Source organism: Bradyrhizobium sp. SZCCHNRI1009 (assembly GCF_032487575.1).
Taxonomy (GTDB): Bacteria; Pseudomonadota; Alphaproteobacteria; order Rhizobiales; family Xanthobacteraceae; genus Bradyrhizobium.
Window position 1 is genome coordinate 61,188 of record NZ_JAUEUL010000022.1, and the last position, 25,636, is coordinate 86,823.

Below are 25,636 nucleotides of genomic sequence, written 5' to 3' on the forward strand. Positions count from 1 at the left end.
GTTCTAATCCGTGACGCCAGCGGCGAGCTCAGACTCGCGCCGCTTCCGCACCAATCTGAGGACCAGCCAGACCACGATCGTGCCCGCGACAGCCGCGATGATCCAGGTGGACTTGGCGATATGGCTATGATGCGGAATCCCGCCATAACGGTGCAACAGCTGCACCGCGAAGACGCCGGGCAGGACGTGGGCGCAGGCCCACAGCGCGATGGCTGGGATGTTCACGGCGTAGAAGCGCAGCGGAGGGATGTCGAGCGCGCCGGCCGTGATCGGCACGACGGCTCGGATCGGCGCGACAAAGCGGGCGAAGAAGATCGCCAGGGTGCCGAACCGGTGGAAGAAGGCCTCGCTCTGCGCCACCAGGCGCGGATAGTTCGAGAATGGCCAGTTCGCCAGGATCTCGCGCTGCCGGCGATGGCCGACCCAGAACGCCCCGCCGTCCCCGAGCACCGCGCCCAGGACGGCCGTCGCCAGCACCCATTGCAGGGTCAGCTCGCCGCCCGGAATCAGCGCGCTCAGCGCCAGGATGATGGTCGTGCCCGGAATTACCGAGCCCACGATCGGGATCGCCTCCAGCAAGGCGGCCAGAAACAGGGTGAGATAGGCCAGTCCCGCATGCGCTGAGACAAAGGCAATGAGTGGGTCGAGCAGATGGGCCACGCGGTTCCTGTTGGTGGAGAGGGTGGGGCGGGGACTTCCCGATAAGTAGGAACCCCGGCCCCGGGTGCCACGTCGAGATTCCTGGGAAGAGCCGGTGGGCGAAAAGGTGGCACGATTCGCAGGGCAGCCTTCCGAAAACGGCCACCCATGCCTATCTCGATGATATAACGACGGAACTTTGATCAAGGCTTAGGCTTCTGCCCGCGCGTGCTCTCTGCTAGGCTGACGTCGAAGCCCTTCAACCGCAGCCAAACATGAAATCTGGTTTCGGGAATGCCCGGGACCTCGGAGGATGAATGACGACCGCCGCTACGACCAATGCGCAGGAGATGACCGGTGTGCCCGACATGAAGGTGTCGGTGCGGCAGGTGTTCGGGATCGACAGCGACCTTGAGGTGCCGGCTTTTTCAGCGACCGACCCGCACGTTCCCGAGGTCGATGCCGATTACCGCTTCGACCGCGCCACCACGCTGGCGATCCTGGCCGGCTTCGCCAAGAACCGCCGCGTGATGGTGACCGGCTACCATGGAACGGGCAAGTCGACCCATATCGAGCAGGTCGCGGCGCGGCTCAACTGGCCGTGCGTGCGGGTCAATCTCGACAGCCACATCAGCCGTATCGACCTCGTCGGCAAGGACGCGATCGTGGTCAAGGACGGCAAGCAGGTGACCGAGTTCCGTGACGGCATCCTGCCCTGGGCACTGCAGCACAACGTCGCGCTGGTGTTCGACGAATACGACGCCGGCCGTCCGGACGTGATGTTCGTGATCCAGCGCGTGTTGGAGGTGTCGGGCCGCCTGACGCTGCTCGACCAGAACAAGGTGATCAAGCCGCACCCGGCATTCCGCCTGTTCGCGACCGCCAATACGATCGGCCTTGGCGATACCTCGGGCCTCTATCACGGCACCCAGCAGATCAACCAGGGCCAGATGGACCGCTGGTCGATCGTCACCACGCTCAACTACCTCGCCCATGACGAGGAGGTCGAGATCGTGCTGGCCAAGGCCAAGCACTATCAGAACGCGCAGGGACGCGACATCGTGAACAAGATGGTGCGGCTCGCCGACCTCACGCGCAACGCCTTCGCCAATGGCGATCTGTCGACGGTGATGAGCCCGCGCACGGTGATCACCTGGGCCGAGAACGCCGAGATCTTCGGTGACATCGGCTTCGCCTTCCGTGTGACGTTCCTCAACAAGTGCGACGAGCTCGAGCGTCCGCTGGTCGCCGAATTCTATCAGCGCTGCTTCAATGCGGAGCTGCCGGAATCCTCCATCAACGTGGCGCTGAGCTGACACAACGGCGTGGTCCCGGCCTCGGGCCGGGACCCATACGCCGCGGCCTCTCTCGTGGGGTGATGCGGGAGAGCGAGTGCGAACAAACGAACGCCGGTGGTTATCGGGCCTGGCGTTCGCCGGGACGATAGCCGCAGGAACCAGATGACCACACCGAGCAACAAGCCCCGTCCTGGCGTCAAGGAAGCACCGACCGAACCTTTCAAGAGGTCGGTCACGGGGTGCCTGCGCGCGATCGCCAGGGCGCCTGAGCTCGAAGTCTCCTTCGCGGCCGAGCGTCCCGGCCTTGCGCCGGGCAAGGCCCGGCTGCCGGAGCCGGCGCGCAAGATGACCAAGCGCGACGCCGCCGTCGTGCGCGGCCATGCCGACTCGATCGCGCTGAAGCTCGCCTGCCACGATCCGAAAATCCATCGCAAGCTGATCCCGGGCAATCCGCAGGCGCGTGGCGTGTTCGAGGCGGTCGAGCAGGCGCGTGTCGAGGCGATCGGTGCAAAACGCATGGCCGGCGTCGCCAAGAATCTCACGGCGATGCTCGATGATCACTTCCATCGCGGCAAATATGACGAGATCACCGACCGTGCCGACGCACCGCTGTCGGATGCGTTGGCCATGATGGTGCGTGAGCGCCTCACTGGCATGGCGCCGCCGAACGCGGCGCGCAAGGTGGTCGATCTCTGGCGTCCGTTCCTGGAGGACAGGATCGGCCAGCGTCTCGATGAGCTCGGCCGCTTCACCGAGGATCAGGCGAAGTTCGGCGACCTCGTGCACGATCTCTTGTCGGCGCTGGATCTCGGCGACGAGCGCAACGCCGATTCCGAAGAGGACGAGGACAACGACGACAGCCGCGACGGCGACAACGACCAGTCCGGCGCCGAGGGCTCGCCCGAATCCGACGCCGCGCAGGAGATGAGCGCAGACCAGGCGCAGACGACGTCGGACGAGATGTCGGAGAGCGCGATGGAGGCCGCCCAGGCTTCGGCGTCCGACACGCTCGACGACGGCGAGCTCGGCGACGACGAGACGCCGGGCGAGGCGACGCGTCCGAACCGCGGCGGCGCCAACGAGCCGCGCGGGCCGGAATATCACGCCTTCGCGCCGAAGTTCGACGAGGTCATTGCCGCGGAAGACCTGTGCGACCATGACGAGCTGGAGCGGCTGCGCTCCTATCTCGACAAGCAGCTCGCACATCTGCAGGGCATCGTGGCGCGGCTCGCCAACCGGCTGCAGCGCCGGCTGATGGCGCAGCAGAACCGCGCCTGGGAGTTCGATCTCGAGGAAGGCATCCTCGATCCGGCGCGGCTGTCGCGCGTGGTCATCGACCCCTATCAACCGCTGTCGTTCATGCGTGAGAAGGAAGCGACCTTCCGTGACACCGTGGTGACCCTGCTGCTCGACAATTCCGGCTCGATGCGTGGCCGACCGATCACGGTGGCCGCGACTTGCGCCGACATCCTCGCCCGCACGCTGGAGCGCTGCGGCGTCAAGGTCGAGATCCTCGGCTTCACGACGCGGGCCTGGAAGGGCGGGCAGTCGCGCGAGGCGTGGCTTGCCGCCGGCAAGCCGGCCAATCCCGGCCGCCTCAACGATCTCCGCCATATCATCTACAAGTCGGCCGATGCGCCGTGGCGGCGGGCGCGCAAGAATCTCGGCCTGATGATGCGCGAGGGGCTGTTGAAAGAGAACATCGACGGCGAGGCGCTCGACTGGGCGCACAAGCGCCTGCTCGGGCGTGCCGAGCAGCGCAAGATCCTGATGATGATCTCGGACGGCGCGCCGGTCGATGACTCCACGCTGTCGGTCAATCCCGGCAACTATCTCGAGCGGCATCTGCGCCACATCATCGAGGAGATCGAGACCCGCTCGCCGGTCGAGCTGATCGCGATCGGCATCGGCCACGACGTCACCCGCTACTACCGTCGCGCGGTGACCATCGTCGATGCCGAGGAGCTCGGTGGCGCCATCACCGAGAAGCTCGCCGAATTGTTCACGGAGACCCACGCGGCACCGCAGCCTGCGCCGGGACCAAAGCGCAGGCTGCATTCGTAAGCGGCCGTCGGCCGGCTGCGTCTCCTCCGTCTTGGAGGAGGTGGGGGAGGGGGCTCCGCTGACGATGTCGCTGCAGGCGATTGCCGACCGCAGGCGCTTTCTCGCGCTGACCATCGGCGGAGTGTCGGCATTCGCATGGTCCAGGACGGCTCGCGCGCAGCTTGCGCCGGCGCCGGTCCGCGGACGCGTCACCATCGACGAGCACTCCGTCACATCGGCGGTCAAGATCGAGGTCAACGCGCGACCGCTGCCCTCGTTCGACCTCCGTGATCGGACGCATCTGCGCTTCGGGATGCTGCAATATCGCAGCGGCGTGGCGCTGACCTCGTCTTTTCCCGGCTTCGGTGGCCTGTCCGGCATCCGGCTCGATGCCAAGGGTGAACGCTTCCTCGCGGTCAGCGACAAGGGCGGCTGGTTCACCGGCCGCATTGCCTATTCCGGTCGCGAGATCGCGGGGCTCGCCGACGTCGAAGCGGCGCCGCTGCTTGGTCCGGACGGACGGCCCATCACCGATCGCGGTTGGTATGATTCCGAGTCGCTCGCGCGCGATGGAGACATCGTCTATGTCGGCCTCGAACGCGTCAACCAGCTCCTGCGCTACGACTTCGCCAAGGGTGGAACCGGCGCGCGCGGCGAGATCGTGCCGCTGCCGCCGGCCGCCAGACGGCTGCCCCACAACAAGGGACTGGAGGCGTTGGTGGTCGTGCCGAAGGGCCTGCCGCTCGCCGGCACCCTGATCGCGCTGTCCGAGCGCGGTCTGGACGCGAACGGCAATCTGCTGGCCTTCCTGATCGGCGGACCGGCCGCGGGACAGTTTAGCATCGTCCGTAGCAACGAGTTCGACGTCAGTGATGCCGTGCTGCTGCCGTCCGGTGATCTTCTGGTGCTCGAACGCAAGTTCTCGCTGTTCAACGGGGTCGGCATTCGAATCCGCCGGCTGACGCTAGCGCAGATCGCGCCGGGCGCGCTGGTCGATGGTCCGGCGATCTTCTCCGCCGATCTCGGCCAGGAGATCGACAATCTCGAGGGCATCGATGCGCATGTCACGCCGGACGGCGAGACCGTGCTGACGCTGGTGTCCGACGACAACTTCTCGATGATCCAGCGCACGCTGCTGCTGCAGTTCACGCTGATGGAGTGAGCAGCGATACCGCTGCGGCGGCTCGCGTTGACCGCGGCTCGTCCATGATCGACACTCGCGGCCATCGGATCATCGCGTCAACCGTCACAACCTGGAACTCAGCATGAGCGCCCTGTTCACTCCGATCAAGCTGCGCAGTCTCGAACTCGCCAACCGCATCATGGTGTCGCCGATGTGCCAGTACTCGGCCGAGAATGGCGCTGCCAATGACTGGCACTTCACCCACATCAACACGCTGGCGCTGTCAGGCGCGGCGATGTTCTGCATCGAGGCGACGCATGTCGAGCCGATCGGGCGCATCACGCCGGGCTGTCTCGGGCTGTGGGACGATGTGACGGAAGCTGCGCTGAAGCCGATCCTGGCCTCGGTTCGCAAACATTCGAAGGCCGCGGTCGCGATGCAGCTCGCCCATGCCGGCCGCAAGGGCTCCAGCCACAAGCCGTGGGATGGCGGACAGCAGATTCCGCTCGCGGACGGCGGATGGCGGACGGTGGCGCCGTCGGCCTTGCCGCACAAGGCGGGCGAGCTCGCGCCGGAGGCGCTCGATCTCGCGGGCCTGGCCCGCATTCGCGATGCGTTCGTTTCTGCAGCGCAACGGGCGTCGCGCCTCGGCATCGACGCGATCGAGCTCCACGGCGCGCATGGCTATCTGTTGCATCAGTTTCTGTCGCCGATCGCCAACCAGCGCACCGACAGCTATGGCGGGTCTCTGGAGAACCGCATGCGCTTTCCGCTCGAAGTTTACGATGCGGTGCGCGCCGTCTTGCCTGCGGACAAGCCGGTCGGCATGCGTGTCTCGGCCACCGACTGGGTCGACGGCGGCTGGGATCTCGAGCAGACCATCATATTTGCGCAAGAGCTGAAGCGCCGCGGCGCCGACTGGATCGACGTCTCCTCGGGCGGCGTGTCGCCGTTGCAGAAGATCGCCCTCGGACCCGGCTACCAGGTGCCGTTTGCCGCGGCCGTGAAACAGGCGACGGGGCTTCCGACCATGGCGGTCGGTCTCATCACGCAGGCGCAGCAGGCCGAGGAGATCGTGGCCTCGGGCAAGGCCGACATGGTCGCGCTGGCCCGCGGCATGCTCTATGACCCGCGCTGGGGCTGGCACGCGGCAGCGGAGCTCGGCGGACAGGTCGCCGCACCTCCGCAATATTGGCGCTCGCAGCCGTCGACGCAGAAGGAGTTGTTCGGCAAGACGACGTTCGGCGCACGCTGACGTGCAATTGATGACCGCAATGTTGCGCATCAGCGTTGCAAAATTCTGCGGTCATCATTCCGCCCGCGACACGGCTGACGATTGTCGCTGTCGGACGAAGTGCTAGACTTCGCAGACCACGTGCGGCGATGCCGACTCGTCTGGTCGTGTTTCGTCTCGCGTGACGATGAGCGCATCACAAAGATGCGCCGCAATACAAACGCGAGAGGAAAGCGCCATGGAAATCGGATACTTCACGATGCCCTCGCATCCGCCGGAGTGCGGATTGAAGGAGGGGCAGGAATGGGACCTGCAGGTCCTGCGGTGGCTCGACGAACTCGGCTATCAGGAAGCCTGGATCGGCGAGCATCACACCGCGCCCTGGGAGCCGCACCCGGCACCCGATCTCATTCTGGCGCAGGCCTTCCGTGAAACGAAGAACATCCGGCTTGGGCCGGGCGGCTTCCTTCTGCCCTATCATCACCCGGCCGAGCTCGCCAACCGCGTTGCGATGCTGGATCATCTGTCCGACGGCCGGCTCAATTTCGGCATTGCCGCATCCGGTTTGCCGAGCGACTGGGCGATGTTCAACGTCGACGGCATGAGCGGCCAGAACCGCGAGATGACGCGCGAGGCGCTGGAGATCATCCTGCGTCTGTGGACCGAGCCGGCACCGTTCACGCACAAGGGCAAATACTGGACGGTGACCAAGCCCGACGTGATGTTCGACTTCCTCAAGCCGCACATCAAGCCGGTGCAGGCGCCGCATCCGCCGATCGGCGTCGCCGGCCTGTCGAAGAACTCCGACACGCTCAAGCTCGCCGGCGAGCGCGGCTTCATCCCGATGAGCCTCAACCTCAACCCGGCCTATGTGTCGTCGCACTGGGACTCGGTCGAGGCCGGCGCGGCCAAGTCCGGGCGAAAGCCCAGCCGCAATGACTGGCGGCTGGTGCGCGAGGTGTTCGTCGCCGAGACCGACGAGGAAGCCTGGCGCTTGTCCTCCGGCGACATGATGGGGCGGATGATGGGCGAATATTTCCTGCCACTGCTCGGCCATTTCGGCTTCAAGGACTATCTGAAGCACTCACCCGAGGTGCCGGATTCCGACGTGACGGTGGACTATTGCGCCAAGCGCAACTGGATCGTCGGCTCGCCGGCCACGGTGACCGAGAAGATCGAGAAGATCTGGCACGAGGTCGGCGGCTTCGGGACGCTGTGCGTGTTCGGCTTCGACTACAAGCACAAGCCGGAAGCCTGGCACAACTCGCTGCGCCTGTTGAAGCAGGAGGTGATGCCGAGATTGAGCCACCTCAATGCCGGCCTGACCAAGGCCGCCTAGTAACGTCCTAGTATCTTGACGCCAGCATTCCCCCTCCCTTTCGGGCAATGCTGGCGTCAAAAGAAATGTAGCTAAAATTTTCGCGCGAGTGCAGCTTCAGATTTGACGTTTGGGTGACGGTCTTGCCGTTAGGACGGATCCAGGCGTCGAATCCGCTGCATGCGCGTGGCGGGTCTGACATCTGGGGGCAGGTCATGCGGTTTCGCGTCAGGAAGTTTGCCCATATCCTCGAACGCTCGGGTCTGGCTCTGGCAGGCGCCGCCTGCGGCGTCTTCGTCGGGGCCCATGTCGGCTCCAGCGTTCCGTTGCTGACCACGCAAGGCTTCCTGATCGTGATGATGCTGTCTGGGGCGCTGGGCTTCTATCTCGGCATCGACACGCCGCAACTGCCTTTTCATCCTCATGACGAGAACTCGCCGACGGAGACGAAGATCGACACGGCCGAATTTCTGAGCGCCGTCGGGACCTTCCTCGCAACCCTCACGGCGTTCTTCGCCGTTGCCATCATCATCCTGCGCGAAGATCCGCACATCGTCTGGACGTCGCTGATCATGGTCGGCTGGATCATCGGCGTGATCATGCAGATCGTTGCCGGCGCGATCGCGCGTCTGCGGCGCTGATTTTCCCTGTTCAATTTTTGGGCTGACGCTGTCGCGAGTTTCATCTTGCGGCGAACAGGTGGCGCATAGGCTCCTCGTTGAGTTCTGCTCTGCGGAACTAGCTGATACTGAGCAGCGACGGCACCGTCGGCGAGCCAACTTGCCGGCCGGTGATCCGGCAAATGATCAGGCTGCATTTCGGCGCGGGGTCGCGACAAAGCCGGCGTCCATGCGCCCAGAGCAAGCGCAGCATCAAAACGCCGCATGGCGATTCCGCGCGTTGGCGCGCTTGATGCATTGCAGGCGGCAAGGACATTTGGGAAGTTCATCATGTTGAAACGGGTGCTGCTGGGTGTGGTCATTGGCTGCGGACTGTCCGCGGCGCAAGCGGAGGAGCCGAAGGTCGGCGGCGTGGTCAATGCCGTCATTCAGCCCGAGCCGCCGGGCCTGATGCTGGCGATGGTCCAGAACGGCCCGACGCAGATGGTCGCCGGCAACATCTTTGAGGGCCTGCTGCGCTACAGCCCCAAGCTCGAGCCGCTGCCCGGCCTCGCCGAGAGCTGGACCATCAGCCCGGATGCCAAGGTCTACACCTTCAAGCTCAAGCCTGGCGTGACTTGGCACGACGGCAAGCCGTTCACATCTGCCGACGTGCTGTTCTCGATCGAGATGCTGAAGCAGACGCATGCGCGCGCCCGCAACAACCTCGCAATCGTCGAGAAGGTCGAGGCGCCGGACGATCTCACGGTGGTGTTCACGCTGAAGGAGCCGTTCGGTCCCTTCATCGGTATTTTCGAGGTCGGCTCGATGCCGATGGTGCCGAAGCACCTGTATGAAGGCACCGACTACAAGACCAATCCGAACAACAACGCGCCGATCGGCACCGGCCCTTTCATGTTCAAGGAATGGCAGAAGGGCTCCTTCATCCGGATGGTGAAAAATCCGAACTACCACGAGAAGGGCAAGCCCTATCTCGACGAGGTCTACTGGCAGATCATTCCCGACGCCGCGGCGCGCGCGGTGGCCTTCGAGACCGGCAAGGTCGATGTGCTGCCGGGCGGCTCGATCGAGAATTTCGACGTGCCGCGCGTCTCCAAGCTGCCGGGCGCCTGCGTCACCGGTGCCGGCTGGGAGTTTTTCTCGCCGCTGGCCTGGATGTGGCTCAACAACCGGCATCCGATCCTGGCCAACAAGAAGGTGCGCCAGGCGATCATGTATGCCATCGACCGCGACTTCGCCAAGGACGTGATCTGGAACGGCCTCGGCAAGGTGGCGACCGGTCCGTCGGCCTCGACCATCAAGTTCTATTCCGATGACGTGCCGAAATATCCGTACGATCCGGCCAAGGCCAAGGCGCTCTTGAAGGAAGCCGGCTACAAGGGCGAGAAGATCCGCATGCTGCCGCTCGCCTATGGCGAGACCTGGCAGCGCTGGGGCGAGGCGGTGAAGCAGAACCTGCAGGATGTCGGCATGAACATCGAGACGATCGCGACCGACGTGCCCGGCGGCAACCAGAAGATCATGGAGTGGGACTACGACATCGCCTTCACCTATCTCTACCAGTACGGCGATCCCGCGCTCGGCGTGTCCCGCAACTACATCACCTCGGCGATCGCCAAGGGCCAATTGTTCAACAATGTCGAAGGCTATTCCAATCCCGAAGTGGACAAGCTGTTCGCCGAGGGCGCGACGGCGCCGACCGACGCCAAGCGCAAGGAAGCCTACGACAAGGTGCAGAAGATCTTGGCTGAGGACGTGCCCGTGGCCTGGCTGCTTGAGCTCCAGTTCCCGACCATCACCAAGTGCAAGGTGAAGAACCTGATCACCACCGGCATCGGCGTCAACGACGGCTTCCGCGACGCTTGGCTCGACAAATAGCGGTGCACTCCGGGGCGCGGCCATGATCCCCGCGCTCCGGTGCTTCGCTGTCCTCCCGAGCTGACCTTCACGGACCTTTCATGCTCTCCTTCATCGCTCAGCGCGTCGTGAAAGGCATCATCGTCCTTCTCGCCATCATCGTGCTGAATTTCTTCCTGATCCGGCTGGCGCCGGGCGATCCGGCCGTGGTCATGGCCGGCGAGGCCGGCGCCTCCGACCAGATCTTCGTGGCGCAGTTGCGCGAGAAGTTCGGCCTCGACCGTCCGCTGCCGGAGCAGCTGCTGATCTACGTCAAGGGCATCGCCAGCCTCGATCTCGGCTTCTCGTTCCGCCAGCAGGCGCCGGTCGCCAGGCTGATCGCCGAGCGGCTGCCGGCGACGCTGCTGCTGACGCTGACGGCGTTCGCGATCTCGCTCGGTCTCGGCATCCTGTTCGGTGTGCTCGCCGCGCGCTTCGCCGGCACCATCCTCGACACCGCGATCACGGTGCTCGCGCTGATCTTCTACGCAACGCCGCTGTTCTGGATCGCGCTGATCGCGATCCTGTTGTTCTCGGTCTGGGTCGATTGGCTGCCGAGCTTCGGCTATGAGACGATCGGTGCCGGCTATACGGGAGTCCGCCACGCGCTCGACGTCGCCGCGCATCTCGCCATGCCGGCTGCGACGCTCGGGCTGTTCTTCATGGCGACCTACACCCGCATGACCCGCGCTTCCATGCTCGAGGTCAAGCGGCTCGATTTCGTCAAGACCGCGCGCGCCAAGGGGCTGCGCGACGGCGTCATCCTGCGCCGCCACGTGCTGCGCAACGCGCTGCTGCCGGTGGTGACCCTGGCTGGCGTTCATGCCGGCACGCTGGTCGGCGGCGCGGTCTTGACGGAGACGGTGTTCGCATGGCCGGGCATCGGCCGGCTGATGTACGACGCGCTGATCCAGCGTGACTACAATCTCCTGCTCGGCGTGTTCGTGGTGTCCTCGGCCATGGTGCTGATCTTCAACCTCGTCACCGACCTCGTCTACCGTCTGGTCGATCCGCGCATCGAGTACGCCTCATGAGGCAGTTCTGGCGCACCATGCTGCGCAGCCCGAGCGGCGTCATCGGGCTGATCATTCTCGTGCTCGCGATCGTGATCGCGGTCGCCGGACCGCTCTACTTCCCGAACTCGCCGTGGCGCATGGTACAGCGGCCGTTCGTTCCGCCGTTCACGCTGTCCAAGGTCCCGCTCGGTACCGACGCGCTCGGGCGCGACGTGCTGGCCGGCCTGATCTTCGGGGCTCGCGTCTCGCTGCTGGTCGGGCTGGTCTCGACGCTGGTGGCGCTGATCGTCGGCGTGCCGCTCGGCGCCATCGCCGGCTATTTCGGCGGCCGTGTCGACGACGCGCTGATGCGCTTCACGGAGTTCTTCCAGACCATCCCGAGCTTCGCGCTCGCGATCGTGCTGGTGGCGATCCTGCAGCCCTCGATCTATTCGATCGTCGCCGCGATCGGCCTCGTCAGCTGGCCACCGGTGGCGCGTCTCGTCCGCGGCGAGGTGCTGAGCCTGCGCACCCGCGAATATGTCCAGGCTGCGGTCGTCACCGGCCAGAGCAATGCCTGGATCATCTGGCGCGAGATCCTGCCCAACGCGCTGTCGCCTGTCATCGTGCTGGCCTCGCTGATGGTCGCGACCGCGATCCTGCTGGAATCCTCGCTGTCGTTCCTCGGGCTCGGCGATCCCAACCTGATCTCCTGGGGCTACATGGTCGGCGCCGGCCGCACCGTCATTCGCCAAGCGTGGTGGATCACGGTGTTTCCCGGCGTCGCGATCCTGCTGTCGGTGCTCGGCCTCAATTTGATCGGCGAGGGCCTGAACGATGCCCTCAACCCGCGCCTGTCGCGCGAGGGCAGGTGAGGCCATGATCGACCATGAGTCCGCAGGGTGGGCAAAGGCGCACCGCGCCGTGCCCACCGATTTTTCGACCTCATCTGCCGATGGTGGGCACGCTTCGCTTTGCCCACCCTACGACGCTGTGGCGGTGAGCCATGGCTGACTCTGTCGTTGCCATCAGGAACCTGCGCATCGCCTTGCCCAAAGGCGCCGAGCGCACCCACGCGGTCGACGGCGTCTCGTTCGATCTCCCCGCCGGCAGGATCGTCTGCGTGGTCGGCGAATCCGGCTCGGGCAAGTCGATGTGCGCGCATGCGCTGCTCGGGCTGCTGCCCGATACGGTGAACGTCGAGAGCGGCGAGATCAGCTTCGAGGGGCGCGACCTGCTTGCCGTCGATGAGGACGGCTGGCGCGATCTGCGCGGCCGCCGCATCGCCATGGTGTTCCAGGAGCCGATGACCGCACTCAATCCCTTGATGCGGATCGGCGACCAATTGATGGAGGTGTTCGAGGCGCATGATCTGCTGAGCCCTCGCGAGCGCCGCGCGAAGGCGCTGGCGCTGGTGCGCGAGGTCGGCCTGCCCGATCCCGAACGGATCATCCGCGCCTATCCACATCAGCTCTCCGGCGGCCAGCGCCAGCGCGCGATGATCGCGATGGCGCTGGCGCTCGAACCGGCGGTGCTGGTCGCCGACGAGCCGACCACCGCGCTCGACGTGACGACCCAGGCGCAGATCCTCAAGCTGATCCGCAACCTGCAGGCCAGCCACAACATGGCGGTGATGTTCATCACCCATGATTTCGGCGTCGTCGCCGACATCGCTGACCAGGTCGTTGTGCTGCGCCATGGCAAGGTGGTGGAGGAGGGCTCGGCCGCCGCCGTGCTCGGCCAGCCGCAGCACGACTACACCAAGGCGCTGCTCGCGGCCGTGCCGTCGTTCGACCCGCCGCCGCGTCAATCACGCGAGGCTGCTCCCCGGGCGGTGGAGGTGATCGGCCTCGACAAGACCTATGTGACGCCGACCGGCTGGTTCCGCCCGAAGCGCGAGACGCGCGCTGCGCATGCGGTCAATTTCGCGATCCATCAGGGCGAGACGCTCGGCCTCGTCGGCGAGTCCGGCTCGGGAAAGTCGTCCGTCGCGCGTCTCGTGATGCGGCTGATCGAGGTCGATCGCGGCACGGTGCGGATCGGCGACGTCGATCTCACGGCGCTGGAGGGCGGCGCCTTGCGTGCGCAGCGTCATCGCATCCAAATGATCTTCCAGGATCCGTTCGCCTCGCTCAACCCGCGCCGCAAGGTCGGCCGCATCATCGCCGACGGCATGGTCGCGCGCGGCACGCCGCTCGATGCCGCGCTGAAGCGCGCCCAGGAGCTGCTCGGCATGGTCGGGCTCGACGCGGGCGCGATCGGCCGCTATCCGCACGAATTCTCCGGCGGCCAGCGTCAGCGCATCGGCATCGCGCGCGCGCTCGCGCTCGATCCGGAGATCATCGTCGCGGACGAAGCGGTGTCGGCGCTCGACGTGTCCGTCCAGGCGCAGGTGCTGCGGCTGCTGGAAGATTTGAAGGCGCGCCTTGGTCTGTCGATGCTGTTCATCACGCATGACCTGCGGGTGGCCGCGCAGATCTGCGATCGGATCGCCGTCATGCAGAAGGGCGAGATCGTCGAGCTGAAGCCGACCGCCGCGCTGTTCGCCAATCCCGAACACGCCTATACCCGCGAGCTGCTCGCTGCCGTTCCCGGCCGCAAGCACGGAATGGCGTGATTGTGCGTAAACCGACCGCCGGTCGGAACCATGGCGCATCGTGCCGGGCCGGGTTCAATTACTTGCAACATCTTCGGCGTATTTGGATTATAATAGCATTGGACCCCGATGGCGTCGCAGAGTGGTCGCCCAAGCTGGTCCGCGCCAAGAGAGCGGGCTCGTGCTCCCTCTACCCGAGGCCGTCATTGAACCGTGCCCATGCAGCGCCAGTCTCGACAGGATGTCGCAGCGGCGCTCACCATCCCAACGAGGACTTTCATCATGTCGGAGCGCAAGCCAACGGCCGCCGTGCGCGAGGCGCAAAAAGCCTTCAAGCCGGTCGAGCCGACGAGAAGTGAATATGAAAAGGCGCAGACCGCGTTCGATCAGAATCGCGAGCGACTGAAGGCCGAGCGCTTGGCGCGTGAAGCGGCCGACAGCGCCGGTAAACAGCCGAAGAAGCTGGCGTGAACCGCCAGCCTCTTCCCGTCGTATTCGGCGGCCATGCCGTCGCTCGCTCAGCTGCGCGGAGGCGTAGCGGTGAGCTCGTCCCGCGGCCGTTCACGTTCGATGCGCGTCGAGGTCGTTGAGGGAAGCGCGCCCGGCCGCGCTGCAGGTACCTTCTTGACCGGGGCCGGCAGCAAGCCTTCGCGGATGGCCTGCTTGCGCGCGACTTTGCGTTGGCGCCTGATCGCATCGGATTTCTCGCGCGTCTTGCGTTCCGATGGCTTCTCGTAGGATCTGCGGCGCTTCATCTCGCGGAATACGCCTTCGCGCTGCATCTTCCGCTTCAGGATGCGCAGCGCCTTCTCGACGTCGTTGTCACGAACAAGAACCTGCAAAAGTGTCCTCCTTGTCTTCATCTCTATCGATGAAATTCGGTTGGCGAAGCCGATCGGCGCTGCGGCGGGGAGAGCGGCGCGCTCAGCTGAGCGGCACCAATGAAACGTGTTGCTCACAATGTGATGAGGCACGATGCGTGCGAGACACGGTGATCCCCTTCGTCGGAAGGCGGGAGCACGAGTGTCTCTCAGCCATCGATGGCCAGGCCGTTACCGATGGTGCTGTGAAGATAAGGGCAATCTGCTGATATTGCCAGCGCGAGCCGACTCAACGGTTCCGGCCCTCGGCAAACTATATTCGCCGCGCGGCCTTGTAATCCCCCAGAAAATCTCTACCTTGAGGTAGTTCGATTAGCCGCTGTGCCTTTCTGAATGTGCCTGTGGGCTATTTCCAAAAGTCATCGCTCAGTTGAATGAGATCGCGTGATGGTCGCGCGATGAATGATTTGGAGATAGACATGCAGGGTACCGTCAAGTGGTTCAATGGCCAGAAGGGCTTTGGTTTCATTCAGCCGCAGGATGGCGGGAACGACGTGTTCGTTCACATCAGCGCGGTTGAACGCGCTGGTCTCGCCGGTCTGGCTGAGGGCCAGAAAGTCAGTTTTGAGGTCAAGACGGACAAGATGCGCGGTAAAACCAGCGCAGAAAATCTCGCGCTGGTCTGACCGTACTGATCAGACGTCTCTGACGTCTTAGGCCATTTCACGGATGTACTGAAATGGCTGGTTTGCCCGCTCGATCCTGTATTGAGCGGGCTTTCTGCGTCTCGACGGTAACCCGCATCTCCGGAAGGATCAGTCGATGGCTACCAAGAAGATGTCAGAGCGCTCCCCCGAAAGCATCGCGCGGTCGGAGCGCCAGCGCGTCGCCGCCGAGGACGGGGCGAAGGCGCGCGCCGAATGGGATCAGCGCGCGATGGCGGTCCGCAAGAACATGGAGCGGCTGCGCGTGTTGCGGCTCGCCAAGGAAGCGGAAGCTGCGCAAGCGGGGTCTGATGCGGCGCCTGCGCCGAAGCGGCGCAAGAAGGTCGCTCGCTAGGGCTGCTTCATCTCGCCTTGCGGCGTCGGTTGCCCGGTGAACCATCGGAACTTCAGATCCGTTGCCGGTGCTCGAACAGACGAGCGATCCATGCCTGATTGCGACACCCCGACCGTGTTCCGCGTACAGACCCGACCTTCGTACCGAGGAGGCTGACGTGGCCAAGTCGACCGCTACAGACGTTCGCATTGCCAAGCACGAGACGCAGCGTGGAACCCAGACGATCGCATTCGCGCTCGCAATCGGTGCCACACGGCAGGTCTGTCATCTCGAGACCTGCTTCTGCACACGCAATCAGGCGTTGGCCTATCTGCAGCGAAACCGCACGGCGTTCGAGCAGATGGCGCGTGAGCGGTTCGCCCGTGGCGAGGTGACCGACGGCGTCATCCACCTGCGCATGATCTGAGGCGATCCGCCACGCGCGGGCCACCGAAGGCGCTGCCCGATGCGCAACGCGCTGTTGCTGCTACTCCGCCTTCTGTTTGACCGGAAGCGGTACGCGCTCATAGGACGCGGGCAGATTGGCGGGCCGGTAGTCCTGCGATTCCGCGATCCGCATCAGCACGCTCTCGTGGATGAACGCGCCCTCGGGAATGAAGCGCGGCTCGCAGTTCGGAATGTACAATCCGAAATGCGCCTTGCGTTCCGGCCATTCCTTGTACGTCGCGCTCTTCGGCAGCCATTCGAGCAGGCGCCAGGCCGCTGTCATCGAATCGTGCAGCGGTCCCTGGACGCTCGGCGCCACATAGGAGAACGGGCTGTTCTTGCGCTGAACGCCCCAGGCAAGCTGGTTCACCGTGCGCGGATTGACCGTGAGCCCGGCCTCGACCGCCTCGTCGATCATCCACAGCAGCGGATATTTCGACGCCGCCGACTGGACCTCGGGATAGCCGCCGCCGACGTCGGAATGCACGCCGGCGAACCACACCTGTTTGGCGTCCTGCGGTCGCGCTTGCGCCTTGTTGAAGCGGTTCGGCGTGAAGGTCTGCGGCGTGCCCCACGGCTTCAGCCGGAACATGCAGCGGCGCTCGTCGATCGCCGCAGCCTGACGGAAGATCTTCACGCTCGGGTTCTCGATCGTGAAGGCGAGCTCCTCGAGGCTCGGCAGCGCGAACAGCCGGTCGGTGCGCGGCACGATCACGCTCGCCACCGTGTCCCACACGCCGACGAAATGGATCGTCGGCCAGCGCGCCGAGGTGATCCGCGCGAACTGCGCGGCGTGGTCGTCGCGGCTCTCCGGGATCGGCCCGTCCTCCTCGGTGCTCTCGAGCTCCTTGGTGATGCCGCGGCCGGCCTTCGGATTGTCGGAGGAGTATTTCTTGTAGGCGATCACGCCCGGGCCGACGAGATTGATCTGACCCGGCGAGATCAGCCCGATCTTGTGGATCAGCCCGGCCAGGACGCGCACGGTGTAGGCGCCTCGCGAGAAGCCGAACAGGAAGATGCGGTCGCCGTCCTCGTAATGCGTGGCCAGGAAGGAGTAGGCGTTGATGACGTTGTCGTCGAGGCCGTAGCCCGTCGCGAGCCCCAGCACCATGTTGAAATTGGCCTTGAAGCGGTGCCAGCTGTCGGGCTGGGTCAGCGTGCCGACGCCGGGATCGTAGAATACGGCTTGATGCGGTGTCGTCTTGTCGGTCTTGCGCATGCAGCGATAGAGCTTGAGTACGTTCGAGATGTTCTCGCTGATCTCGTTGCCGGTGCCGTCGCAGCAGATGACAATATTCTTCATGGCAAAGGAATGTCCGCAAAAATGCTACCGCAACGAGTGTAGAGCATCCGGCTGGTGTTGGGGAGGTCGGTTCCCTATGGCACTTCGTCTGGGTCGCTTGCTGCGCGTGGCGCGGCCGACATAGCGGAGTGACTGCTGGGCGCCGTTGTACGAACGGATGGTCACCCGACCTGTCCTGCCGCCCCGCGCCGGCTGCCCGCGTCCAGAGTTGTCAGTTGGTCACCGCATCCGCAAGCAAAACGGCCGGATCTCTCGATCCGGCCGTTTCGACATCTTGTTCAGCCCGAAGCCCCGCTCGTGACGCGTCCGGCTTCTGCATCAATCCTGAATTTTGGCTTGCTCTCTCAGCTCGCCTTGGCGGCCGGGGCAGCGTCCGCCGCCTTCTTCTCGATGGCGCGCTTCAGCTCCAGCGCGCGCGGCGACAGGGTCGCGGCGTTGGCCTTGAGCAGATAGGCATCGAGGCCGCCATTGTGGTCAACGCTCTTGAGCGCGTTGGTGGAGACGCGCAGGCGCACGTTGCGGCCGAGTGCATCCGAGATGAACGTCACGTTGCACAGGTTCGGCAGGAAGCGCCGCTTGGTCTTGATGTTCGAGTGGCTGACCTTGTGGCCAACCTGGGGACCCTTGGCCGTCAGTTCACAGCGCCGCGACATGGCAATAAATCCTCTCTCATCCCCGCACCCTTCGTCCGCCTATGTCGGCGGGCCGCGGGGGTCCAAAACTCGTCCAGCTCGTCTCTGGGAGATGCGGTCCTATAGGGGGGATGCGGCTTTTCGTCAAGGTTTTGAAGGCCGCGGCAAATACAGGGAGCCGGGCCGGCGAAACCGGAGGACGCGACCCCATGCCGCCTCCTGGTCGGGCCGAAATCGCCGACCAGCAGAAAAGCAGGCGTGTAATCAATAGTATAGCCGGCAGTTTAGACCATATAAAGGGCGCATTCGGACGTGATGGATGGATATCATGTTGGCGCGGTCGGAGGTTCGCGGCGCGGTTTCGGCAGCGCTGCGGGCGACGGTTCTGAGTGCTGTTCAGGCGCAAAGCGCTGGACAAACCGCCATTGTCGGACGGTTCGCGTTGTTTGAAGGCGTTTTTGGCTTAAGTAGCAAGGACGGCGCGTCGGATCGGTCCGGCGCTCAGGCAGGCGGATCGGCAGGATCATTCGTCACGTGACCATCATCTCGGTTCCCTCATCTCTCTCGGGTCCCCTGGCCGCGGCCGGGTCCGCGCTGTGCCTGTTGTTGCTGGCGCAAAACGCCCAGGCGCAGGCTCGTTTGGACGCTCAATACGAGGCGTCCCTGGCCGGTATCCCCGTCGGCAAGGGCACCTGGGCGGTCGAGATCGGGGATGATCAGTATGGTGCTGCGGCTCAGGGCGGCACCGCCGGCCTGCTCAAGAGCTTCTCGCAGGGATCAGGCACCGGCTCGGTGCAGGGACGCGTCGTCAACGGCGCCCTGGTCGGCCAGAGCTACCAGGCCTCGACCACCACGGGCAAGAAATCCGAGCAGATCCGCATCAATCTGCAGAACGGTACTGTGAAGGACTTCGCCATCGAGCCGACGCCGCCGGTCGATCCCGACCGCATTCCGGTGACGGATGCCCACAAGCGCGGCGTGCTCGATCCGATGACGGCCTCTCTGGTGCGGGTGCCGGGCAATGGCGAATTGCTGTCGCCGGACTCGTGCCGCGGCGCTGCGCCCGTGTTCGACGGCCGCATGCGCTACGAGCTCAAGCTCGACTACAAGCGCATGGAGAACGTCAAGGCTGACAAGGGCTATCGCGGTCCGGCGCTGGTCTGCGCGATCTACTTCACGCCCGTCGCGGGCTACATCCCGGACCGGCCTGTCATCAAATATCTGGCTCAGGCCCGCAACATGGAGATCTTCTTCGTGCCGATCGCCGGCACCCGCGTGCTGGTGCCGTTCAAGATGGTGATCCCGACCCCGCTGGGGACCGCGATGCTGGAGGCGACGTCGTTCATCACCCAGGCGGCGCCGCACGTCGCCAAGACCCAGTAGCGCCTCGTATCTCTCTTCGTCCACGTCGGATCTCGCCGCTGCGGCACGCCCCCGTCGGCGGCTGAGCCGCAACAGCGGCCATGGCGTGAAGGTCTGACGGCATGCCGTCCGCTCTCGCTTGAATGCGATGGATTCCGCATTGACCCTCCGATTTGTCGGTCACATACGATTCTGTCTGCTGCGCGTGAATCCGTTTGACTCTTCCCTGATTCTGATTCGACTCGGGACGCGCTGAAATGCGTGCCAGTTCCATCGCGAAAGCGTTGCTTGTGGAGCCCGCGAAAACTTGATCTAGTGCTGGCTTGATCGCAGAGCGCGAGATGTTGCGGTGAACGAAGCCGGAAAGCCGACGGAGTCAGCGATTCCTTCGTGATTCGTTCTCAAGGCGTTCCGAAGCTTAAGCTGCGGCACTATATGCGTCACAATGTGAGACAGGGGTCAGCATCGCAGCCTCTCCAGACACAGGACAATTCCGCATCCGTCGCGCGTGAACGGCGCGCTTCCAACGCCGGCTTCGAGACCCACATTTAACGAATGGCTTTTTCGTCCTCTTCGGCTGCCTCGCCTTTCGAGCGCACGTCCGACCGTGCTCCCGGAAGCGGCGTCACCGCCGTGCTCGGCCCCACCAACACCGGCAAGACGCATCTGGCGATCGAGCGCATGCTCGCACATTCCTCCGGCATCATCGGACTGCCGTTGCGGCTGCTCGCGCGCGAGGTCTACAACAAGATCGCCGATCGCGTCGGCAGCGAGGCCGTCGCGCTGATCACCGGCGAGGAGAAGATCAAGCCGAAGAATCCGCGCTATTGGGTATCGACGGTCGAGGCGATGCCCAGGGATCTCGACGTGTCGTTCCTTGCCGTCGACGAGATCCAGATCGCGTCCGATCTCGAGCGCGGCCACGTCTTCACCGACCGCATCCTCAATCGCCGCGGGCGCGACGAGACGCTGCTGCTGGGGGCTGCGACGATGCGCCCCATCATCGAGCGGCTGCTGCCGGGCGCGTCGATGGTGACGCGGCCGCGATTGTCGCAGCTCGAATTCGCCGGTGATCGCAAGATCACGCGACAGCCGCGCCGGACCGCCATCGTGGCCTTCTCGGCCGACGAGGTCTACGCCATCGCCGAGCTGATCCGCCGCCAGCATGGCGGCGCTGCTGTCGTGCTGGGATCGCTGTCGCCGCGCACCCGCAACGCGCAGGTGGCGATGTTCCAGAACGGCGACGTCGACTATCTCGTCGCCACCGATGCGATCGGCATGGGGCTCAACCTCGATGTCGACCACGTCGCCTTTGCGTCCGACCGCAAATATGACGGCTATCAGTTCCGCCGGCTCACGCCGTCGGAGTTCGCCCAGATCGCCGGCCGTGCCGGACGCGCGACGCGCAACGGCACGTTCGGCACCACCGGACGTTGTGCGCCATTCGAGCCCGAGCTGGTCAATGCGCTCCAGAACCATACCTTCGATACCGTGAAGGTGCTGCAATGGCGCAACTCCAGGCTTGATTTCGCGTCCTTGAGCGCGCTCCAGGTCTCCCTGGCGATCACGCCGGGGCATGACGCGCTGACGCGCGCGCCGACCGCAGAGGATCTGCGCGTGCTCGATCATGCCGCGCGCGACGCCGAGGTGCGCGACATGGCGCATGGCGCTGAAGCGGTCGAGCGTCTCTGGGAAACCTGCCAGATCCCCGACTATCGCAGGCTGTCGCCGGCCGCCCATGCGGAGCTGGTGACCACCGTGTTCGGCTTCCTGATGCAGAAGGGGCGTATTCCGGACGCCTGGTACGCGGCCCAGGTCGATCAGGCCGACCGCGTCGATGGCGACATCGATACGCTGTCGGGGCGGATTGCACAGATTCGCACCTGGACCTTCGTGGCCAACCGGCCCGACTGGCTGCGCGACCCTGATTATTGGCAGGGGATTACCCGCGAACTCGAAAATAAATTGTCAGACGCCCTTCATGAACGGCTCACGGAGCGTTTCGTTGATCGTCGTACCAGTGTATTGATGCGGCGCCTGCGGGAGAACAGTGTTTTGAATACGGAAATCGGCAAGACCGGCGAAGTGATCGTTGAAGGGCACGCGATCGGCCGCCTGGATGGATTCACCTTCGCGCCCGACGCCGCCGAAGCCGGCTCGGAGGCCAAGGCCTTGCAGGCTGCTGCCCAGAAGGCGCTGGCCGGCGAGATCGAGGCGCGCGCGGAGAAGCTGTCCGGCGCGCCCGACGAGCACATCGTGCTCACCGCCGACGGCACGGTGCGCTGGACCGGCGACGCCGTCGCCAAGCTGGTCGCGGCCGACGACGCGCTGCATCCGCGCCTGCGCATCATCGCCGACGAGCGGTTGACGGGTGCCGCGCGCGACAAGGTCCAGGCGCGGCTCGATCTGTGGCTGAAGACGCACATCGAGAAGCTGCTCGGCCCGCTGTTCGAATTGTCCAAGGCCGAGGACATCACCGGCATCGGTCGTGGCATCGCGTTCCAGCTGGTGGAGGCGCTCGGCGTCATCGAACGCGCCAAGATCGCGGCCGAGATGAAGGATCTCGACCAGCCGTCGCGCGCCACCTTGCGCAAATACGGCGTACGCTTCGGCGCCTATCACATCTACGTCCCGGCGCTGCTCAAGCCTGCGGCACGCGCGCTCGCGGCGCTGCTGTGGGCCGAGAAGCAGGGCAATGTCGATATGTCCGCGCTGACCGGCGCCCAGCATCTGGCGAGCTCGGGCCGGACATCGTTCCCGGTCGACAAGGCGCTGCCGCGCGATGCCTATCGCGTGCTCGGCTACAAGCAGGCCGGCGAGCGCGCGGTGCGTGTCGACATCCTGGAGCGGCTGGCCGACCTGATTCGTCCCGCTTTGGCCTGGCGCGACAATGCACCGGGCGAGAAGCCGGCCGGCGCCTTCGACGGCCGCGGCTTCGTGGTGACGCAGGCGATGACCTCGCTCACCGGCTCGGCCGGCGAGGATTTCGCCTCGATCCTGCGCGCGCTCGGCTATCGCATGGAGAAGCGTCCGCCGTTGCCGCCCAAGCCGGTTGAGAAGCCGGTCGAGGGTGCTGCCGTCGCGGACGCTGCTGCTGCCGAAGCCGCTCCAGCTGAGCCAGTAGATGCGCAGGCCGTGCCGGGCGAGGATATCGCAGTTGTCGCCGGCGAGCCGGCCGACGAGCAAATTCCCACCGTCGCGGAGGCCGCCGTCGCTCCGGTGACCGAGCAGGCCGTCGCGGTGCCCGCCCTGGTCAGCGAGGAGCAGCCGGAAGCCGCGTCGGTCTCGGCCCTGGCATCGCTGCCGACCGTCGATTTCGTCACGCCGGGTGTGGCGGGCGAAGCGTCCGTGGCCGAGACGGCTGCCGAAAGCGTCGTCGCCGAGGCGGAAGCCGCCGTCGCCGCGGATGCGCCGCAGTCAGAAGCCGCTGAGGCCGTCGCGAACGAGGCAACAGGCATCGGCGACGCTTCGGCTGAAGCTGCCGCGGTGGAAACTGCTGCTGGACCGACCGCTACCGAGGCTTCTCCCGCCGAGGCCGCGCCTGCTGCCGAGCCCGTCATGGTCGAGGTCTGGCGGCCGGGCGGGCGCTCGGAGGAGCGCCGGCCGCGCCACGACCACCATCATCGCGGCCGGACCAACCGTCCGCAGCATGAGCGCGGGCAGGCTGCCGGCGGTCAGGCATCGGCCGGGGCCGCTCCGGCCGAGGGCGGCGAGGCGCGCGAGCGCCATCATCGCGGCCATGGCCGGCGCGACCGGATGAAGGAGTTTGGCAAGGACTTCCGCAAGGGCCCGCCGGAGGCTGGTGCGGCTCCAGCCGGGGGTGCACCTGCACCGGCGCGCGAGGATCGCGGGCCGCGCCGCGATCATGATGCCAAGGGGCGCGACCAGAACCGGGACCGCAACAAGGGCGGCAAGTTCGGTGGCGACCGCGAGGGGCGCGGCGGCCGCGACTTCGGCAAGGGCGGCCGCGACAAGCGCGACAGCGGCCCGGCGCTGCGGCCTTACGCATCGAGCAGCGGCGGCGGCCGGGATCGCGACCGTCCGGTCGATCCCAACTCGCCGTTCGCCAAGCTCGCCGCGCTCAAGGAGCAACTCGCCGGGAACAACCGCAAGGACTGAGCGGCAAGATCGGTTGGCAAGATTGGTTGGAGGGACAACGCCGACGTCCGATACCCCGTCAGAGCGCCAGCGCCTCGACAAATGGCTGTGGCATGCGCGGCTGGTGAAGGCGCGCACCAGCGCCGCGGCGCTGGTGTCGTCGGGGCATGTCCGGGTCAATGGTGTGCGTGAGACTTCGCCAGGCCATGGAGTGAAGACCGGCGACGTGCTGACCGTCGCACTCGATCGCCGTGTGCGCGTCCTCAAGGTGACGGGCTTCGCCCAACGACGCGGCGATGCCGCGTCAGTGCAGGGGCTCTATGACGATCTCGACGGCAGCGGCCGAAGCTGATCGGTTGCGCCAGCGCAAGTCCAATTCAGTTCTTCGTCCCGCTTCACTTGCGGCCCAACACGTCCTGCGCTAGTCCAAGCCAGCCGATTTGTCGATCCGTTCCGGAGCCTTGGATGACTTACGTCGTCACCGAAAACTGTATCAAATGCAAATACACCGATTGCGTCGAGGTCTGCCCGGTAGACTGCTTCTACGAGGGCGACAACATGCTGGTGATCCATCCGGACGAATGCATCGATTGCGGCGTGTGCGAGCCGGAATGCCCGGCCGACGCGATCAAGCCGGATACCGAGCCGGGGCTGGAGAAGTGGCTGGGCGTGAACGCCGAATATGCCAAGTCCTGGCCCAATATCACGCAGAAGAAGGACCCGCCGGCGGACGCCAAGGAGCACGACGGCGAGGACGGAAAATTCGAGAAATATTTTTCATCGAAGCCGGGCGCCGGAGACTGACAGGTCACCTCTGCACCGGCGCGAGCGCGGCGCCGACAATCCTGCAGCTGGCCGTGGCTGATCGGAATCGCCACGCGGAAACAATGGCCTAGAACGACACTGCGGCGAGCGGGAACCGCCGCATGAGTTGTTCTATTCCGGCACGCTTCATTTAACCCTAACTTCGTGGACCCGTCACAATACCGCCCCTGCGGCCTCTAAATCATTGATTTTTGCGGCAAATGTGCTATATATAGCACATTCTCAGAGCCGAACCCGGCCATGCGTACCTTTTTTTGGCCGCCCTTTTAGGTTCCCGCAACATCAAACAGGGGCGTGGCAGTTCCGCGCGCAGGCTGTGTCACAGAAAACGCGTAAAAAGAGTGCTTCCAAGAGTACAAAAAAAGCCGCCGCGGCCAGCCGCAGCGTTTCCAAGGGCCGTGCCCGGGCTCCTGTAAAGGAGATTCGGGCTGCCGCGAAGGCCTCGGCTGCCAAGTCCACCAAGAACAAAAGAAGCGCAATGCCTGAAAAGACTGCCAAGACTGCCGCGAAAGCATCCGCCGCGAAGACCACTCTTGCAAAGGACTCTGTTGCCAAGGCTGCGCCTGCCAAGGCCGCCGCTGCGCCCAAGGCTGCCACCAAGACCGCCGTTCCGGCGGCTGCTGCCCCTGTTGCCAAGCCCGCCGTCGCCGCCAAGCCGGCTGCTCCCGCCGCGGCCGCGCCGCGCGTCGAGGAGAAGAAGCTGCCGACCCAGCGCCAGGGCTTCAAGACCAACGAATTCGTCGTCTATCCGGCTCACGGCGTCGGCCAGATCCTGGCCATCGAGGAGCAGGAGATCGCGGGCGCCAAGCTCGAGCTGTTCGTCATCAACTTCATCAAGGACAAGATGACGCTGCGCGTGCCGACCGCCAAGGTCGCCAATGTCGGGATGCGCAAGCTGTCCGACCCGGCGCTGGTGAAGAAGGCGCTGGAGACGCTCAAGGGCCGCGCCCGCGTTAAGCGCACGATGTGGTCGCGCCGCGCCCAGGAGTACGAAGCGAAGATCAATTCGGGCGACATCGTCGCGATCGCCGAGGTCGTGCGCGATCTCTATCGCTCGGAGTCGCAGCCGGAGCAGTCCTACAGCGAACGCCAGCTGTATGAAGCCGCGCTCGACCGTCTGTCGCGCGAGATCGCGGTCGTGCAGCACTCGACCGAGACCGAGGCCGTCAAGGAGATCGAGACGCAGCTCGCCAAGAGCCCGCGCCGCGGTGCCAAGACCGAAGCCGATGCGGTCGCCGAGGGCGATGCGGAAGGCGAGGGTGACGACATCGACGGCGACGACACCGCCGTGGCCGACGAGGCCGCCTGATCGACCGTAACAGCGTTTTCCAATTAGTTGCTTAGCAAA

General features: G+C 65.1%; 24 protein-coding genes. 20 read left to right on the top strand and 4 right to left on the bottom strand.

The genetic code is table 11. From position 1 onward, the window contains the following. Positions 1-3: 3 nt before the first annotated feature. Positions 4-660 carry a DedA family protein gene (locus tag QX010_RS27160; RefSeq protein WP_316182910.1) on the bottom strand — a complete coding sequence of 219 codons (657 nt, stop codon included), beginning with the start codon at positions 658-660 and terminating at the stop codon, positions 4-6. A gap of 296 nt (positions 661-956) precedes the next feature. Here QX010_RS27160 and cobS point away from each other — a divergent pair, with 296 nt between their 5' ends. The 11 genes from cobS (at position 957) to QX010_RS27215 (ending at position 14,233) form a co-directional block, all read left to right on the top strand. After that, positions 957-1,955, top strand: a complete 999-nt coding sequence (gene cobS, locus QX010_RS27165; protein WP_315800587.1) for a cobaltochelatase subunit CobS — start codon at positions 957-959, stop codon at positions 1,953-1,955. A 144-nt stretch (positions 1,956-2,099) separates the two neighbouring features. After that, a complete protein-coding gene (cobT, locus tag QX010_RS27170) occupies positions 2,100-4,001 on the top strand; it encodes a cobaltochelatase subunit CobT (RefSeq protein WP_315800586.1) in 1,902 nt (633 codons plus the stop codon). A gap of 64 nt (positions 4,002-4,065) precedes the next feature. Next, positions 4,066-5,142: an esterase-like activity of phytase family protein gene (locus tag QX010_RS27175; RefSeq protein WP_316182911.1), complete on the top strand. Its 1,077-nt coding sequence runs from the start codon at positions 4,066-4,068 to the stop codon at positions 5,140-5,142. Between the two features lie 103 nt (positions 5,143-5,245). After that, entirely contained in the window at positions 5,246-6,358 is a 1,113-nt protein-coding gene (locus QX010_RS27180; protein ID WP_316182912.1) for an NADH:flavin oxidoreductase/NADH oxidase, read from the top strand. A gap of 217 nt (positions 6,359-6,575) precedes the next feature. Then, positions 6,576-7,676, top strand: coding sequence for an LLM class flavin-dependent oxidoreductase (locus tag QX010_RS27185; protein WP_316182913.1), 1,101 nt, complete (start codon positions 6,576-6,578; stop codon positions 7,674-7,676). Between the two features lie 194 nt (positions 7,677-7,870). Continuing rightward, complete coding sequence (locus QX010_RS27190; protein ID WP_315800582.1) at positions 7,871-8,296, top strand: hypothetical protein; 426 nt, start codon at positions 7,871-7,873, stop codon at positions 8,294-8,296. Between the two features lie 309 nt (positions 8,297-8,605). Then, positions 8,606-10,153, top strand: coding sequence for an ABC transporter substrate-binding protein (locus QX010_RS27195; RefSeq protein ID WP_315800581.1), 1,548 nt, complete (start codon positions 8,606-8,608; stop codon positions 10,151-10,153). 80 nt (positions 10,154-10,233) lie between these two features. Further along, the gene (locus QX010_RS27200) at positions 10,234-11,205 is read left to right on the top strand and encodes an ABC transporter permease (protein WP_315800580.1); all 972 of its coding nucleotides are present in this window, start codon (positions 10,234-10,236) and stop codon (positions 11,203-11,205) included. After that, positions 11,202-12,041 (top strand): ABC transporter permease, encoded by an 840-nt coding sequence (locus QX010_RS27205; RefSeq protein ID WP_316182914.1) that lies wholly within the window; start codon positions 11,202-11,204, stop codon positions 12,039-12,041. Before QX010_RS27200 ends, QX010_RS27205 begins: the two co-directional genes overlap by 4 nt. 131 nt (positions 12,042-12,172) lie before the next feature. After that, entirely contained in the window at positions 12,173-13,783 is a 1,611-nt protein-coding gene (locus QX010_RS27210) for an ABC transporter ATP-binding protein (RefSeq protein WP_316182915.1), read from the top strand. Between the two features lie 261 nt (positions 13,784-14,044). Next, the gene (locus tag QX010_RS27215) at positions 14,045-14,233 is read left to right on the top strand and encodes a hypothetical protein (RefSeq protein ID WP_316182916.1); all 189 of its coding nucleotides are present in this window, start codon (positions 14,045-14,047) and stop codon (positions 14,231-14,233) included. 47 nt (positions 14,234-14,280) lie between these two features. Here the strand turns inward: QX010_RS27215 and rpsU are convergent, their stop codons facing one another. Further along, entirely contained in the window at positions 14,281-14,604 is a 324-nt protein-coding gene (gene rpsU / locus QX010_RS27220; protein ID WP_316182939.1) for a 30S ribosomal protein S21, read from the bottom strand. Positions 14,605-15,062: 458 nt separating this feature from the next. Here rpsU and QX010_RS27225 point away from each other — a divergent pair, with 458 nt between their 5' ends. From QX010_RS27225 to QX010_RS27235, 3 genes are all read left to right on the top strand, one after another. Continuing rightward, positions 15,063-15,269, top strand: a complete 207-nt coding sequence (locus tag QX010_RS27225) for a cold-shock protein (protein WP_315715242.1) — start codon at positions 15,063-15,065, stop codon at positions 15,267-15,269. A gap of 136 nt (positions 15,270-15,405) precedes the next feature. Then, positions 15,406-15,642, top strand: a complete 237-nt coding sequence (locus tag QX010_RS27230) for a transcriptional regulator (RefSeq protein WP_316182917.1) — start codon at positions 15,406-15,408, stop codon at positions 15,640-15,642. 157 nt (positions 15,643-15,799) lie between these two features. Next, positions 15,800-16,048: a hypothetical protein gene (locus tag QX010_RS27235; RefSeq protein ID WP_316182918.1), complete on the top strand. Its 249-nt coding sequence runs from the start codon at positions 15,800-15,802 to the stop codon at positions 16,046-16,048. Positions 16,049-16,108: 60 nt separating this feature from the next. On the opposite strand, the gene QX010_RS27240 is transcribed toward QX010_RS27235, so the two are convergent. Together QX010_RS27240 and rpmB are read right to left on the bottom strand one after the other, a co-directional pair. Beyond that, complete coding sequence (locus tag QX010_RS27240) at positions 16,109-17,371, bottom strand: DUF2235 domain-containing protein (protein ID WP_316182919.1); 1,263 nt, start codon at positions 17,369-17,371, stop codon at positions 16,109-16,111. Positions 17,372-17,715: 344 nt separating this feature from the next. Beyond that, entirely contained in the window at positions 17,716-18,024 is a 309-nt protein-coding gene (gene rpmB / locus QX010_RS27245; RefSeq protein WP_316182920.1) for a 50S ribosomal protein L28, read from the bottom strand. A gap of 298 nt (positions 18,025-18,322) precedes the next feature. Here rpmB and QX010_RS27250 point away from each other — a divergent pair, with 298 nt between their 5' ends. From QX010_RS27250 to QX010_RS27275, 6 genes are all read left to right on the top strand, one after another. Beyond that, positions 18,323-18,541: a hypothetical protein gene (locus QX010_RS27250; protein ID WP_316182921.1), complete on the top strand. Its 219-nt coding sequence runs from the start codon at positions 18,323-18,325 to the stop codon at positions 18,539-18,541. A 68-nt stretch (positions 18,542-18,609) separates the two neighbouring features. Continuing rightward, positions 18,610-19,386 (top strand): DUF3108 domain-containing protein, encoded by a 777-nt coding sequence (locus tag QX010_RS27255; protein ID WP_316182940.1) that lies wholly within the window; start codon positions 18,610-18,612, stop codon positions 19,384-19,386. 534 nt (positions 19,387-19,920) lie between these two features. Continuing rightward, positions 19,921-23,484, top strand: a complete 3,564-nt coding sequence (locus QX010_RS27260) for a helicase-related protein (RefSeq protein WP_316182922.1) — start codon at positions 19,921-19,923, stop codon at positions 23,482-23,484. Between the two features lie 22 nt (positions 23,485-23,506). Continuing rightward, positions 23,507-23,815 carry an RNA-binding S4 domain-containing protein gene (locus QX010_RS27265; RefSeq protein ID WP_316182941.1) on the top strand — a complete coding sequence of 103 codons (309 nt, stop codon included), beginning with the start codon at positions 23,507-23,509 and terminating at the stop codon, positions 23,813-23,815. Between the two features lie 113 nt (positions 23,816-23,928). Continuing rightward, positions 23,929-24,267, top strand: coding sequence for a ferredoxin FdxA (fdxA, locus tag QX010_RS27270; RefSeq protein ID WP_035660174.1), 339 nt, complete (start codon positions 23,929-23,931; stop codon positions 24,265-24,267). Positions 24,268-24,766: 499 nt separating this feature from the next. Continuing rightward, entirely contained in the window at positions 24,767-25,597 is an 831-nt protein-coding gene (locus QX010_RS27275) for a CarD family transcriptional regulator (protein ID WP_316182923.1), read from the top strand. The last annotated feature ends 39 nt before the right edge of the window (positions 25,598-25,636 follow it).

Bases quoted from the DNA above. Each gene is read 5' to 3' on its own strand.
- cobS (WP_315800587.1), top strand. From the start codon at position 957: ATGACGACCGCCGCTACGACCAATGCGCAGGAGATGACCGGTGTGCCC.
- cobT (WP_315800586.1), top strand. From the start codon at position 2,100: ATGACCACACCGAGCAACAAGCCCCGTCCTGGCGTCAAGGAAGCACCG.
- QX010_RS27175 (WP_316182911.1), top strand. From the start codon at position 4,066: ATGTCGCTGCAGGCGATTGCCGACCGCAGGCGCTTTCTCGCGCTGACC.
- QX010_RS27180 (WP_316182912.1), top strand. From the start codon at position 5,246: ATGAGCGCCCTGTTCACTCCGATCAAGCTGCGCAGTCTCGAACTCGCC.
- QX010_RS27185 (WP_316182913.1), top strand. From the start codon at position 6,576: ATGGAAATCGGATACTTCACGATGCCCTCGCATCCGCCGGAGTGCGGA.
- QX010_RS27190 (WP_315800582.1), top strand. From the start codon at position 7,871: ATGCGGTTTCGCGTCAGGAAGTTTGCCCATATCCTCGAACGCTCGGGT.
- QX010_RS27195 (WP_315800581.1), top strand. From the start codon at position 8,606: ATGTTGAAACGGGTGCTGCTGGGTGTGGTCATTGGCTGCGGACTGTCC.
- QX010_RS27200 (WP_315800580.1), top strand. From the start codon at position 10,234: ATGCTCTCCTTCATCGCTCAGCGCGTCGTGAAAGGCATCATCGTCCTT.
- QX010_RS27205 (WP_316182914.1), top strand. From the start codon at position 11,202: ATGAGGCAGTTCTGGCGCACCATGCTGCGCAGCCCGAGCGGCGTCATC.
- QX010_RS27210 (WP_316182915.1), top strand. From the start codon at position 12,173: ATGGCTGACTCTGTCGTTGCCATCAGGAACCTGCGCATCGCCTTGCCC.
- QX010_RS27215 (WP_316182916.1), top strand. From the start codon at position 14,045: ATGTCGGAGCGCAAGCCAACGGCCGCCGTGCGCGAGGCGCAAAAAGCC.
- QX010_RS27225 (WP_315715242.1), top strand. From the start codon at position 15,063: ATGCAGGGTACCGTCAAGTGGTTCAATGGCCAGAAGGGCTTTGGTTTC.
- QX010_RS27230 (WP_316182917.1), top strand. From the start codon at position 15,406: ATGGCTACCAAGAAGATGTCAGAGCGCTCCCCCGAAAGCATCGCGCGG.
- QX010_RS27240 (WP_316182919.1), bottom strand. From the start codon at position 17,371: ATGAAGAATATTGTCATCTGCTGCGACGGCACCGGCAACGAGATCAGC.
- rpmB (WP_316182920.1), bottom strand. From the start codon at position 18,024: ATGTCGCGGCGCTGTGAACTGACGGCCAAGGGTCCCCAGGTTGGCCAC.
- QX010_RS27250 (WP_316182921.1), top strand. From the start codon at position 18,323: ATGGATATCATGTTGGCGCGGTCGGAGGTTCGCGGCGCGGTTTCGGCA.
- QX010_RS27260 (WP_316182922.1), top strand. From the start codon at position 19,921: ATGGCTTTTTCGTCCTCTTCGGCTGCCTCGCCTTTCGAGCGCACGTCC.
- fdxA (WP_035660174.1), top strand. From the start codon at position 23,929: ATGACTTACGTCGTCACCGAAAACTGTATCAAATGCAAATACACCGAT.
- QX010_RS27275 (WP_316182923.1), top strand. From the start codon at position 24,767: ATGCCTGAAAAGACTGCCAAGACTGCCGCGAAAGCATCCGCCGCGAAG.